The organism is Rhizobacter sp., from assembly GCF_031412075.1.
In the GTDB taxonomy this organism is placed as follows: Bacteria; Pseudomonadota; Gammaproteobacteria; order Burkholderiales; family Burkholderiaceae_C; genus Rhizobacter.
In genome coordinates this window covers 16,806-29,016 of record NZ_JANOCG010000439.1, presented here as the reverse complement: position 1 = coordinate 29,016, position 12,211 = coordinate 16,806, and the positions used below count along the sequence as shown (strand labels likewise).

The following is a 12,211-nucleotide window of genomic DNA, read 5'->3' as shown; positions in this document are numbered from 1 at the left end:
GCCTGCAGCGAAACGGCTTTGTGCTCGGCGTGCAGCTGGCCATCCCGTCGCAAGGGGTCACTGCGCTGGTCGGCGCCTCGGGCTGCGGCAAGACCACCGTGCTGCGCGCGCTGGCCGGGCTGGAGCGTGTCGCTGGGCGTGTGGCGATCGACGGCGAGCTGTGGCAAGACGACGCCACCGGCCGCTTCGTGCCCACGCACCAGCGTTCGCTCGGTTATGTGATCCAGGAGTCGGCGCTGTTCCCGCACCTCGACGTGCGCGGCAACCTGCACTACGGTCGCCAACGCAGTGCCGGTGAGTCGCAGCGCATTGCGCTCGACAGCGTGGTCGAGCTGCTGGGCATCGGTCATTTGCTGTCGCGCTCTCCCGCCACGCTGTCGGGCGGCGAACGCCAGCGGGTGGCGATCGCGCGTGCGCTGGCCACCGGCCCTCAGCTCTTGTTGATGGACGAGCCGCTTGCCGCACTCGACCCGGCGCGCAAGGCCGAGATCCTGCCCTACCTGGAGCAGCTGCACCGCGAGCTGTCGATGCCCATCGTCTACGTGACGCATGCGATGGACGAAGCCGCCCGCCTGGCCGACCACCTGGTGCTGCTGCGCGAGGGCCGCGTCGAAGCGGCCGGACCGCTGGGCGAGCTGATGTCGCGCACCGACCTGTCGCTGAGCCGGCAAGACGAAGCCGGCGTGGTGATCGACGCCCAGGTGGTGGAGCACGACGCCCAGCACGGCCTCACCCACATCGGCCAGCACGGCGCCATGTTGTGGGTGGGTGGCGCGAGCGCGCAGCCGGGTCAGCGTGTGCGTGCGCGTGTGCTGGCGCGCGACGTGAGCGTGACGCGCCAGCCACCCGTCGAAACCAGCATCCTGAATGTGTTGCCGGTGGTGCTGGAAGAGCTGCAGCGCGACCGCACCACCGCACTCCTGCGCTTGCGGGTGAGCGGCAGCCCGCCCGATCAGGCCTGGGCGCTGCTTGCGCGCATCACCAGCAAGAGCTGCGATGCGCTGGCCTTGCAGGCGGGCGACGCGCTGTATGCGCAGATCAAGGGTGTGGCGCTGATGTGAGCCGCCTTCTGGTCACACGCACGAGCGTGATCAAGGCCCGCACTCTGGTCGTTTGAATTCGGTTCGCCCTGAACGCTCAAGGCACGTTGTCCGTCTCACGCACCATGAGCACGGGCACCGGGCTGGCGCGCAGCACCAGCTCGGCGTCACTGCCCATGGCCAGGCGCTTCATGCCGCGCCGGCCGTGGGTGCCCATCACAATGAGCCGGCATTGACTCTGGCGCACCTGGTCCAGGATGGTGTCGGCCACCGTCTCCTGCTGGATGTCGCGCAGCAGCGTGTCGACTTCCAGGCCCGCCGCGAGCACGTGGCCGCGCGCCTGGGCCAGCAGCTCTTCGCCTCGCGTGCGCATCAGCGCCAGGGTTTGCACATAGGCCGGTGCGGGCGCCATTTCCAGCATGGGGAAGTTGTCGACGATGTGCAGCAGCACCAGCCGCGAGCCCAGGTGCCGGGCCAGGGCCATCGCTTCTTGCAGGCCGCGCAGCGAAGGGGCGCTGCCGTCGATGGGGACAAGAATGCGGTCGTACATGAGCGGCTCTCCTGGGTGGGCCATGGCTCACTGTCGGCGTGCGGCCGTGTCGCAGGCTTGAGCCAGCTCAAACGCCGGCCTTGTCGTGCGCTGCAGAAGCCTTCTCAGCGCCCGGAGGGTGTGGGCTGCTTGAAGCCGGCCTTTAGCGCGCGCTGCTTCAGCCAGCCCCAGTAGCGCACCGGCATCAGCCGGGCCATCAGGTCGAGCACCACCGCGTCGCTGCCGATGCGGATGCGCAGCTCGCCGCGGTCGAGCCCTTGCACGATGCGCTGGGCGGCCTGCTCGGGCGTGGTGTGCACTGCTTGCACAAAAGCGTCGGCGGCGGTGCGCTGCATGGCGTCGTCGATGCCGCTGGCGCGGCGTGCGCTGTGGGCAATGTGAGTGCGGATGCCGCCCGGGTGCACCGCGACCACACGTACCGAGGTGTTCTCGAGCTCGTGGCGCAGCGCATCGGTGAAGCCGCGCACCGCGAACTTGCTGGCCGCATACGCCGTCTGCCCGGCCGGGGCGACGAAGCCGAACACGCTCGACAGGTTGACCACATGTGCCTCGGGCTCGCGCAGCAGCAGCGGCAAGAAGGCGCGGGTCATGTTGACCACGCCCCAGAAGTTGATGCCGAAGAGCCACTGGAAATCGGCATCGCTGAGCTGCCTGAACTCGCCCATCAGCGCCACGCCGGCGTTGTTGACCAGCAGGCTCGCGCGGCCGTGCTCGGCCTGCACGGCGGCGGGCAGGGCGGCCACCGCGCTCGCGTCGGCCACGTCGAGCCGGTGTTCGCTCACCTTCACGCCCAGCGCACGGGCGTCGCGCGCCGATTCGGCCAGGCGTTCGGGGTCGATGTCGCACAGCGCCAGCGCACAGCCGCGCCCGGCCAGCTGCAGCACCAGGCTGCGGCCGATGCCGCTGCCCGCGCCGGTGACGACGGCCACGCGGCCTTGGAGGGGTGTGTTCATGTCGGAGCCTGCAGAGTTGCCTCAATCTAAGGTGGCCACCTTACCGCGTCATCAGGGCTTGCCCGGTGCTGCGCTGTGGTGATGCGGTGACAATCCGGCGCCATGCGCAAGACCCCAGCGACCACCCGCGAACGTGTGCTCCAGACTTGCCGACGGCTTTTCAACGAGCGCGGCCCGAGTGCGGTCACCACCGCCGAGATCGCGGCCGCGGTGGGCATCAACGAAGGCAACCTGTACTACTACTTCAAGAAAAAAGAGCAGATCGTGCTGGCGCTGTTCGACCAATTCGAAGCGGCGCTGGCCGAGCTGGGGCAGGCGCAACTCGCCGGACGAGGCCGCGACCCGGCCGACGACGATGGCCTCATGGCGTTTTTCAAGCTGGCCTGGGATTGGCGCTTTTTCTACCGCGACGCGCCCACGCTGTACCAGATCGCGCCCGAGCTGCGCTCGCGCAACAAGTCGGCGGCACAAAGCTCGCACGAGCGCACACGCCGGCTGCTGCAACACATGGTCGAACAAGGCCGCCTGATCGCCAACCCGGTGGTACTGGAGCGCCTGGTCGTCAACACCTGGATCGTGGCCACCTTCTGGATCGAATACCTGCAGGTGAGCCAGGGCGTGACGCGCGTGACGCGCAAGCACCTGGAAGCGGGCTATGTGCAGGTGCAGGCCTTGTACTGGCCTTATGTGCCCGAGGGCACCCCCTCGCGCGGCCCGCGCTGGACGTAAAAAAACCCTGACGCTGTCTCGGCTCACCGGGTGAGGCAACCTTTGGCAGGTGCTGGCAGCTTCTTGCCAGCACATGGTGCTGCGGCGATCATCGCCCCATCATTCCGTGAGTCCGCCGGGCTCGTTGTTCCCACCCCAGGAGAGAACATGCTCGACGCAACGCGCGAAATCGTGGATGGCCTGATGCAACCACTGGCCACGATCTCACCCAAGTACTTCTACGACGCCCGGGGTTCGGTGCTGTTCGAAGAGATCACGCGACTGCCCGAGTACTACCCCACCCGCACCGAACGCAACATCATGCAGTGCCACGGCGCCGAGATCGCGCGCCGCGTGGGGCCGGGCCGCACGGTCATCGAGCCGGGTGCGGGCAGCTGCGAAAAGGCGCGCGAGCTGTGCGAGGCCATTGCGGCGTCGCGCTTTGTAGCGCTCGACATTTCTGAAGAGTTCCTGCACCAGTCGGTGGCGCGGCTGCGCGCCGAGATGCCGGCGCTCGATGTGCGTGCGGTGGCGGCCGACCTGTCGGCGGAGTTTGTATTGCCGCCCGAGGTGCCGCTGGAGAAGCGGCTGGTGTATTACCCCGGCTCGTCGATCGGCAACTTCGACCCGCCGCAGGCGCTCGGGCTGCTCACCCGCATGCGGCACCTGCTGCAGGATGACGGCGCGCTGCTGATCGGTGTCGACTTGCGCAAGGAGGTGGCGGTGCTCGAAGCCGCCTACGACGACGCGGCCGGTGTCACCGCAGCCTTCAACCTCAATGTGCTGACCCACCTCAACCGCCTGATCGGCAGCGACTTTTCACTGAGCGACTGGCGGCACCGGGCCTTCTACAACGCCAGTGCCTCGCGCATCGAGATGCACCTGGAAGCGGTGGCCGACTGCGCCGTGCACTGGGCGGGCGGTGGTCGTGCCTTTGCGCGCGGCGAGCGCATCCACACCGAGAACAGCTACAAGGTCGACATCGAAGGGTTTGTCCATCAGCTCGACGAAGCAGGCTTCAAACGTTCGGTGGTCTGGACGGATGAGCGCCGCTGGTTCGCCGTGGTGCTGGCCAGCCCCTGAGCACTGAAGCCACGATGCGGAACGCCGATCGACTCACCCAGCACTACCGCCAGGTGCGTGCGCAAACGCAGGCCCTGGTGGCGCCACTCTCCGCCGAAGACTGCGCTGCGCAGTCGATGCCCGAAGCCAGCCCGGCCAAGTGGCACCTGGCGCACACCAGCTGGTTCTTCGAGACCTTCGTGCTCGAACGCTGGGAGCCCGGGTTTCGGCCTTTCGATGCGGCGTTTCGGGTGCTCTTCAATTCGTACTACAACGCGGTGGGCGACAAACACCCGCGCCCCCAGCGTGGCCTGCTGACGCGACCTGGGCTCGATCGGGTCTTGGCCTACCGCGCCGATGTCGACGCCCGCATGAAGCGCCTGCTCGCCACGGTCGATGCGCCAATGCTGGCGCTGGTGGAGCTGGGCCTGCACCACGAGCAGCAGCACCAGGAGTTGTTGCTGACCGACATCCAGCATCTGTTGTCGTGCCACCCGCTGCTGCCGGCGTATGACGAGGCGGCGGCGCGCGCGCCGGGCGCGTCGGCCTTGCAGTGGCTCGCCTTCGACGAAGGCCTGGCGGAAATCGGCCACGCCGGCGAGGGCTTCGCGTTCGACAACGAGAGCCCGCGCCACCGCGTGTTCTTGCCGGCGTATGAACTGGCCTCGCGCCTGGTCAACAACGGTGAGTACGCGGCCTTCATCGACGCGGGCGGCTACCGCGAGCCCGCGCTGTGGTTGTCGGAAGGCTGGGACTGGTTGCAGGCACACGGCCGCGAACACCCGCTGTACTGGCGCCGCGGCGCGCAGGGCTGGAGCGAGTTCACGCTGCGTGGGCTGCACGCGCTCGACGGCCATGCAGCCGTGACGCACCTGTCGTACTACGAAGCCGAGGCCTACGCCCGCTGGGCCCGGGCCCGCCTGCCCACCGAGGCCGAGTGGGAACACGCCGCCGGCCACGCCGGCCTGCAACAAATGGACGACACCTGCTGGCAATGGACCGCCAGCGCCTACCTGCCATACCCCGGCTTCCGCGCGAGCGCCGGGGCGGTGGGTGAGTACAACGGCAAGTTCATGCTCAACCAGATGGTGTTGCGCGGTGGCTCGATTGCCACGCCACGCTCGCATGTGCGGGCGAGCTACCGCAACTTCTTTCCGGCCAGTGCGTGCTGGCAGTTCAGCGGGGTGCGGCTGGCGCGCTGACGCCGAAAGGCTGGATGCACGCGGAATGGTAGCGTTGTCATGCGGCGCTACACTGCCCCGATGACCCCGCCCGTCCCACCTCCTTCGCGCCGCCAGCGCCGCGGTGCGGGTGGTATCACCCTCGGTGACGTGGCGCGCCTGGCGGGGGTGTCGCCGATCACCGCCTCGCGAGCGCTCAACACGCCCGACCAGGTCGCCAAAGAAACTTTGGAGCGGGTGCGCGAGGCCGTTTCGCGCACCGGCTACGTGCCCAACCGCCTGGCCGGAGGCCTGGCCTCGGCCCGCAGCCGGCTGGTGGCGGCGGTGGTGCCGACCATCACCGGGCCGGTGTTCATGGAGATGGTGGAGTCGCTCACCGCGGCCTTGGCCGACGCCGGCTACCAGCTGATGCTGGGCCAGAGCGGCTACACCCCATCGCGAGAAGACGCGCTGCTCGACGCCATCATCGGCCGGCGGCCCGACGGCATCGTGCTCACCGGCATCATGCATTCGCCCGAGGGCCGGCGGCGCCTGCTGGCCAGCGGCATCCCGGTGGTGGAAACCTGGGACCTCACGCCCACGCCGATCGACATGCTGGTGGGTTTTTCTCACGTGCACGCAGGTGCCGCCGTGGCTCAGCACCTGCACGCGAAAGGCCGCCGCCGCGTCGCGCTTCTGAGTGGCGACGACGAGCGTGCGCAGCGCCGCAACCGTGGCTTCATCGACGAAGCGCTGCGCCTCGGCTTGGCGCGCAGCGAGGCCGACATCCCGGTGCGGCGTGTGCCTGCCCCCACCACGCTCGGCAGCGGCCGGGCTGGCCTGGCCGGGCTGCTGAATGAATCGCCTGAGATGGATGCCGTGTTTTGCAGCTCCGACCTGCTGGCCCTGGGCGTGCTCACCGAAGCGTCTGCCCGCGGCCTGGCGGTGCCGCGCCGCCTGGCGGTGATGGGTTTCGGTGACCTCGCTTTTGCCGGCGACACCCACCCCGCGCTCAGCACCGTGCGCATCGACGGCACCGCCATCGGCCAGCGTGCAGCGGGTTTCATCGTCGACCGCGCCGAAGGGCGGGGGGTGGGCGAGAAAGTGGTCGACCTCGGCTTCCAGATCGTCGAGCGCGCCAGTACCTAGGGTTTTTGGTGAGGTGCGGGCATTGCGCCTCAAAAAGGTAGCGCTACCATCGAGCCCTCTGACCGGGAAACTGCTCCATGAACGACACCCCCAAGATCACGGCCATGCGGGTCATCCCCGTGGCCGGCCGAGACTCGATGCTGCTCAACCTGAGTGGCGCGCACGCCCCCTTTTTCACTCGCAACCTGCTGCTGCTGACCGACAACGCCGGCCGCAGCGGTGTGGGCGAGGTGCCGGGCGGCGAGAAGATTCGCCAGACGCTGGAAGACGCGCGCACCCTCGTGGTCGGCCAGCCGGTGGGCGACGTGCAACGTGTGCTGACCAGCGTGCGCCAGAACTTTGCCGACCGCGATGCCGGTGGCCGCGGCCTGCAGACCTTCGACCTGCGCACCACCATCCACGTGGTCACCGCGATCGAGAGCTGCCTGCTCGACCTGCTGGGTCAACACCTCGAGCTGCCAGTCGCCGCGCTGCTCGGCGAAGGCCAGCAGCGCGACTCGGTCGAGATGCTGGGCTATCTGTTTTTCGTGGGCGACCGCACGCGGACCGATCTGCCGTATGCGAGCGAGGCCGCTGAACCCACCGAGGCCGACGACTGGCAGCGCCTGCGCCACCAGGCAGCGATGACACCCGAGGCCGTGGTGCGGCTGGCCGAAGCCGCGCGGGCGCGTTACGGCTTCAACGACTTCAAGCTCAAGGGCGGCGTGCTTGCTGGTGAAGCCGAGGTCGAGGCGGTGACGGCGCTGCACGAGCGCTTTCCGCAAGCGCGTGTCACGCTGGACCCGAACGGTGGCTGGCTGTTGAAAGACGCGATCCGCCTGATGCGCGACATGCACGGCGTCGTCGCCTATGCCGAAGACCCCTGCGGCGCCGAAGACGGCTTCTCCGGGCGCGAGGTGATGGCCGAGTTTCGCCGTGCCACCGGCCTGCCGACCGCCACCAACATGGTCGCCACCGACTGGCGCCAGTTCACGCATGCGCTCGCGCTGCAGTCGGTCGACATCCCGCTTGCCGACCCGCACTTCTGGACCATGGCCGGCTCGGTGCGCGTGGCGCAGACCTGCCGCGACTGGGGCCTCACCTGGGGCTCGCACTCCAACAACCACTTCGACGTGTCACTGGCGATGTTCACCCACGTGGGCGCCGCCGCGCCGGGCCGCGTGACGGCGATCGACACCCACTGGATCTGGCAGGACGGTCAGCAGCTGACCAAAGACCCGCTGCAGATCGTGGGCGGCCACGTGCAGGTGCCGAAGAAACCGGGGCTCGGTGTCGAGCTCGACATGGTGGAGGTGGACAAAGCGCATGCGCTGTACCAGCAGCACGGGCTGGGGGCGCGAGACGATGCGATCGCGATGCAGTACCTGATGCCGGGCTGGCAGTTCGACCCCAAGCGCCCCTGCCTGGTTCGCTAGGCGCAACGCCTTCCTTATGTGCTGGAGGAGACAGCAACCTGTGTGAACTATTACCAGCGCGGCGGTCGGGGGCGAGGTGAGCGCTGGAAAAGGGCGCGGCTTTCTGGAATGCTCGCGCCACGCAGTACACACCGCTTCTTCATGTTCAGGACTGGTCACCGTCACCTGCACAAGGACTTCGTCCTCAGTTGCAACCCCAAAAAAACCGTCGACGGCCGATTCCAGGCGAGCCTGGCGATCACCTACCTCGGTGGCGAGCGCACGCGCTCACAGCGGTTCATCGACATGGCCGATGTGTTCGACACCGAGGAAGAGGCTGCGGAGCACGCGCGCACCGTCGGCGTCGAATGGATCGAACGGCAGATCAGCGGCGGCTGAGGCCGGGGGTCGCGCAGGCGCTCAGGTGACCGGCGCGGGATTGAACAGCACCAGCGCGTTGTGCAGCTTCCAGTGTTCGGCCCAGGTTTTTTTGCGCCCGCTGGCCACGTCGAGCATCAGGCGGAAGAGTTCCCAGCCCACTTCTTCGATGCTCGCTTCGCCATCGGCGATGCGCCCCGCGTTCACGTCCATCAGGTCGTGCCAGCGGCGCGCGAGCTCGCTGCGGGTGGCCACCTTGATCACCGGCACTTCGGCCAAACCGTAAGGCGTGCCGCGGCCAGTGGTGAAGACGTGCAGGTTGATGCCCGCGGCCAACTGAAGCGTGCCGCAGATGAAATCGCTGGCCGGTGTCGCGGCGTAGACCAGGCCTTTTTGGCTGACCTTCTCGCCCGGTGACAACACACCCGAGATGGGCGCGCTGCCGCTCTTGACGATGGAGCCCATGGCCTTCTCGACGATGTTGGACAGGCCACCCTTCTTGTTGCCCGGCGTGGTGTTGGCGCTGCGGTCGACCAGGCCCTTGGCGAGGTAGGCGTCGTACCAGGCCATCTCGCGGATCATCGCGTCGGCCACCTCGGGGGTGCTGGCACGTGAGGTGAGTTGGTCGATGCCGTCGCGCACCTCGGTGGTCTCGCTGAACATCACGGTGGCGCCCGCGCGCACCAGCAGGTCGGTGCAAAAACCCACCGCCGGGTTGGCGGTGACGCCGCTGAAAGCATCGCTGCCGCCGCACTGCACACCCACCACCAACTCGCTGGCCGGCACGGTTTCGCGTTGTCGTGCGTTGAGGCGCTTGAGGTGGGCGTCGGCAGTCTTCATCACCGAATCGATCATCGACATGAAGCCGATGTGTGAATCGTCTTGCAGGCACACCACGTCGAGTTCGGGTGGTGTCGGGTTGCGCTCGTCGACGATGGAAAACGAGCCGGGCGGAAGCAGTCGTTCCGGCTGCAGCTTCTCGCAGCCCAGGCTCACCACCATCACCTCGCCGCCAAAGTTGGGGTTGAGGCTGATGTTGCGCAGCGTGCGGATCGGAATGATCGCGTCGGGCGCGTCGATGGCCACGCCGCAGCCGTAGGTGTGCTCCAGGCCGACGACATCGTCGACGTTCGGGTACTGGGGCAGCAGCTCGCTCTGGATGCGCTTGACGGCAAACTCCACCACGCCGGCCACACACTGCACGGTGGTGGTGATGGCGAGGATGTTGCGGCTGCCCACCGAGCCGTCGGCGTTGCGGTAGCCCTCGAAGGTGTAGCCGTCCAGCGGTGCGAGCGGTGGTGGTTTCACCGTCGCAATCGGCAGGCCTTCGAGCGAGCGGGCCTCGGGCATCTCCAGCAAGCGCTCATGCACCCAGCTGCCGGCTGGAATGGCGCGCACCGCGCGGCCGATGCTGACGTTGTAGCGGCGCACCGATTCGCCGGCCGCGATGTCGACCAGCGCCACCTTGTGGCCTTGCGGCACCTTGTCGACCAGCGTCAGGCCGTTGGGGAACACGGTGCCTGCCGGCAAGCCGCCGTCATTGGCCACGATCGCGACGTTGTCGCGCTCGTGCATGGTGATGCAGAGGGGCGGTCTCATGTTGTCGTCGCGCAACCGTATCACTCCGCCTTCACTTTCCCGTCCTTCACCACCTTCACCCACTTCGCCATTTCAGCGTTGCCAAAGGCGACAAACTGCGCCGGTGTGTTGGCGCTGTGCACCAGGCCCAGGCCGTCCATCTTGGCCTTGATCTCGGGCTGGGCCAGGATCTTCTCCACCTCGGCATTGAGGCGCTGCACGATGGCGGGTGGCGTGCCGGCCGGGGCGTACAGCGCTTGCCAGCTGGCCACGTCGAAGCCTGCGACGCCGGCTTCTTGCAGCGTGGGCACGGTGGGCAGCGCCGGGCTGCGTGTGGCCGAGGTGACGGCGAGCGCGCGCACCTTGCCGCTCTGGATGTGCGGCGCGGCGACGGTCACCGTCTCGAAGCTCATCGGGACCTGCCCGCCGATGACGTCTTGAATCGCCGGCGCGCTGCCCTTGTAGGGCACGTGCGTGAGCTCGGCACCAGCGAGCAGCTTGAACATCTCGCCCGACATGTGCTGCGAGCTGCCCTGGCCGGCGGACGCAAACGCGATGCTCCCCGGTTTGGCCGTGGCCGCCGCGATCAGGTCTTTGACGTTCTTGAACGGCTGCTCGGCGCCCACCAGCAGCACGTTGGAGATGCTGCCGAGCAGGATCACCGGCGCGAAATCGGTGGCCGCGTTGTAGGGCATCTTGGCTTGCAGCGCCGGGTTGATGGCGTGGCTTGCGATGGTGCCGAGCAGCAGGGTGTAGCCGTCGCCCGGCGACTTGGCCACCACGTCGGCACCGATCACGCCGCCGGCACCGGCCTTGTTCTCGACCACCACCGTCTGCTTGAGCACGCCTTGCAGCTTCTCGCCGAGGGTGCGGGCCAGGATGTCGGAGGTGCCGCCGGCGGCAAAAGGCACCACCAGGCGAATCGGCTTAGACGGCCAGGCGTCTTGCGCCCAGGCCAACGGGGCGTGGCTCAGGGCCAGCGCAGCGAGCAGAAGGTGGCGGCGGTTCATCGGGAGTCTCCTTGTCTGCGTGTGGGGATCAGCTTAAGCCTGCCAGGCCGGCGCGGGGGCACTGGAAAGTACCCCCGCGCATTGCACGGTCACCAGGCCATGCGCAGGCCCGCTTGAAGCACACGCTCTTCCAAGATGTAGTCCTTCAGGTCGCCGGTGGCCACCGAGAATCCGGCATACAGGAAGGTGTTCTTCGACAGTCCGTAACGCGCGGCGACTGCCGCCTTGCCCAGGGTGGCGGTCTGGCCGCTCGCGCTCTCGTACTTCACGCCCGAGTAGTTGACGCCCAGGGTCACGGGTGCCAACGGAATCTCCACACCCACGGTGTAGCCGTTGAGCTTCAACGCCGTGAAGCTGCCCCCACTGCGGGTGACGATGAGGTTGGCGCCCGTGAAGGCTCCGTTGCCGGCGCCGGTGGCCAGCTCGTCGTCACGCTGGATGCCGCCGAGCAACTTGACCGGGCCGAAGTTGTAGTTGGCCCCGATGGTGAGCGACTTGTTGGTCTGCTCGTCGGTGACGCGCGACAGGTTCCATTCGTACGACAGGGCCGCGTTGAAAGGTCCGGCGCCGTAGCCGAACTTCACGCCATGGAAGCGGTCGGCCGTGCCTTCGCCCGGGGCGAGCTGCGCGGTGGCGGTGAAGCCGCCGAGGTTGGGCGTCTGGTACTGGATCACGTTGTTGGCGCGCGGTGCGTTCAGCCAGAAGGGCAGGGCCCGGCCCGCATTGGTGACGCCCGTGCCCTGGTTGTTGACCAGCGCATTGCCGAACGGGTTGCTCAGGCCCATCACCGAGTCTTCGAGTACGTACTGGCGGCCCAGGCGCACTTCACCCAGGCTGCTGGACGACAAGCCCACGAACACCTGGCGACCGAAGGCGAGGCCACCTTGCGCGGCAGCGCCGGTGTCGGCGAGCAGGCCGCTTTCGAGTACGGCGTTGGCCTTCAGGCCACCGCCCAGGTCTTCGGCCACACGCACGCCCCAGCGCGAGCCGTTGAGGCCGTTCACCGTGCCGTCATTGAGGCGCCAGATGCTGGTGCCGCCGACGGCACTGCCGGCCTTGTGCTGGTTGACGGCCAGGTCGAGCAGGCCGTAGAGCGTGACGCTCGATTGCGCCTGCGCGGCGCCGGCGGCAAGCAGCACCGCAGTGGCCAGGATGGTTTTTTGATTTCGGTTCTGCATGTCTCTTCTCCTCGGGGTTGATGAAATGGGAACGGCCGTTGATCTCTGGTT

Annotated in this window: 12 protein-coding genes; 7 read left to right on the top strand and 5 right to left on the bottom strand. The window is 67.8% G+C overall.

What is annotated here, in order from left to right; genetic code table 11:
* Positions 1-2: 2 nt before the first annotated feature.
* On the top strand, positions 3-1,061 hold the full coding sequence (modC, locus tag RMO40_RS16610; RefSeq protein WP_309723808.1) for a molybdenum ABC transporter ATP-binding protein: 1,059 nt from the start codon (positions 3-5) through the stop codon (positions 1,059-1,061).
* 76 nt (positions 1,062-1,137) lie between these two features.
* On the opposite strand, the gene RMO40_RS16605 is transcribed toward modC, so the two are convergent.
* A complete protein-coding gene (locus RMO40_RS16605) occupies positions 1,138-1,590 on the bottom strand; it encodes a universal stress protein (protein WP_309723806.1) in 453 nt (150 codons plus the stop codon).
* A gap of 104 nt (positions 1,591-1,694) precedes the next feature.
* Entirely contained in the window at positions 1,695-2,543 is an 849-nt protein-coding gene (locus RMO40_RS16600; protein WP_309723804.1) for an SDR family NAD(P)-dependent oxidoreductase, read from the bottom strand.
* Positions 2,544-2,645: 102 nt separating this feature from the next.
* On the opposite strand from RMO40_RS16600, the gene RMO40_RS16595 reads away from it, so the two are divergent.
* From RMO40_RS16595 to RMO40_RS16570, 6 genes are all read left to right on the top strand, one after another.
* Positions 2,646-3,272, top strand: a complete 627-nt coding sequence (locus RMO40_RS16595) for a TetR/AcrR family transcriptional regulator (protein ID WP_309723801.1) — start codon at positions 2,646-2,648, stop codon at positions 3,270-3,272.
* 147 nt (positions 3,273-3,419) lie between these two features.
* Entirely contained in the window at positions 3,420-4,334 is a 915-nt protein-coding gene (gene egtD, locus RMO40_RS16590; protein ID WP_309723798.1) for an L-histidine N(alpha)-methyltransferase, read from the top strand.
* Between the two features lie 14 nt (positions 4,335-4,348).
* Positions 4,349-5,515 (top strand): ergothioneine biosynthesis protein EgtB, encoded by a 1,167-nt coding sequence (egtB, locus tag RMO40_RS16585; protein ID WP_309723796.1) that lies wholly within the window; start codon positions 4,349-4,351, stop codon positions 5,513-5,515.
* Between the two features lie 60 nt (positions 5,516-5,575).
* Positions 5,576-6,622, top strand: a complete 1,047-nt coding sequence (locus tag RMO40_RS16580; protein WP_309723794.1) for a substrate-binding domain-containing protein — start codon at positions 5,576-5,578, stop codon at positions 6,620-6,622.
* 77 nt (positions 6,623-6,699) lie between these two features.
* Positions 6,700-8,037 (top strand): glucarate dehydratase, encoded by a 1,338-nt coding sequence (gene gudD / locus RMO40_RS16575; RefSeq protein WP_309723792.1) that lies wholly within the window; start codon positions 6,700-6,702, stop codon positions 8,035-8,037.
* 42 nt (positions 8,038-8,079) lie between these two features.
* The gene (locus RMO40_RS16570) at positions 8,080-8,415 is read left to right on the top strand and encodes a hypothetical protein (protein WP_309723790.1); all 336 of its coding nucleotides are present in this window, start codon (positions 8,080-8,082) and stop codon (positions 8,413-8,415) included.
* Between the two features lie 21 nt (positions 8,416-8,436).
* Here RMO40_RS16570 and garD read toward each other — a convergent pair whose 3' ends face one another.
* The 3 genes from garD to RMO40_RS16555 all read right to left on the bottom strand — a co-directional run bounded on the left by garD (position 8,437) and on the right by RMO40_RS16555 (position 12,160).
* The gene (gene garD, locus RMO40_RS16565; RefSeq protein WP_309723788.1) at positions 8,437-9,993 is read right to left on the bottom strand and encodes a galactarate dehydratase; all 1,557 of its coding nucleotides are present in this window, start codon (positions 9,991-9,993) and stop codon (positions 8,437-8,439) included.
* Between the two features lie 20 nt (positions 9,994-10,013).
* Positions 10,014-10,982: a tripartite tricarboxylate transporter substrate-binding protein gene (locus RMO40_RS16560; RefSeq protein WP_309723783.1), complete on the bottom strand. Its 969-nt coding sequence runs from the start codon at positions 10,980-10,982 to the stop codon at positions 10,014-10,016.
* An 89-nt stretch (positions 10,983-11,071) separates the two neighbouring features.
* A complete protein-coding gene (locus tag RMO40_RS16555; RefSeq protein WP_309723781.1) occupies positions 11,072-12,160 on the bottom strand; it encodes a porin in 1,089 nt (362 codons plus the stop codon).
* Positions 12,161-12,211: the final 51 nt, after the last annotated feature.

Bases quoted from the DNA above. Each gene is read 5' to 3' on its own strand.
- garD (WP_309723788.1), bottom strand. From the start codon at position 9,993: ATGAGACCGCCCCTCTGCATCACCATGCACGAGCGCGACAACGTCGCG.
- RMO40_RS16595 (WP_309723801.1), top strand. From the start codon at position 2,646: ATGCGCAAGACCCCAGCGACCACCCGCGAACGTGTGCTCCAGACTTGC.
- RMO40_RS16580 (WP_309723794.1), top strand. From the start codon at position 5,576: ATGACCCCGCCCGTCCCACCTCCTTCGCGCCGCCAGCGCCGCGGTGCG.
- RMO40_RS16560 (WP_309723783.1), bottom strand. From the start codon at position 10,982: ATGAACCGCCGCCACCTTCTGCTCGCTGCGCTGGCCCTGAGCCACGCC.
- RMO40_RS16555 (WP_309723781.1), bottom strand. From the start codon at position 12,160: ATGCAGAACCGAAATCAAAAAACCATCCTGGCCACTGCGGTGCTGCTT.
- RMO40_RS16605 (WP_309723806.1), bottom strand. From the start codon at position 1,590: ATGTACGACCGCATTCTTGTCCCCATCGACGGCAGCGCCCCTTCGCTG.
- egtD (WP_309723798.1), top strand. From the start codon at position 3,420: ATGCTCGACGCAACGCGCGAAATCGTGGATGGCCTGATGCAACCACTG.
- gudD (WP_309723792.1), top strand. From the start codon at position 6,700: ATGAACGACACCCCCAAGATCACGGCCATGCGGGTCATCCCCGTGGCC.
- RMO40_RS16600 (WP_309723804.1), bottom strand. From the start codon at position 2,543: ATGAACACACCCCTCCAAGGCCGCGTGGCCGTCGTCACCGGCGCGGGC.
- egtB (WP_309723796.1), top strand. From the start codon at position 4,349: ATGCGGAACGCCGATCGACTCACCCAGCACTACCGCCAGGTGCGTGCG.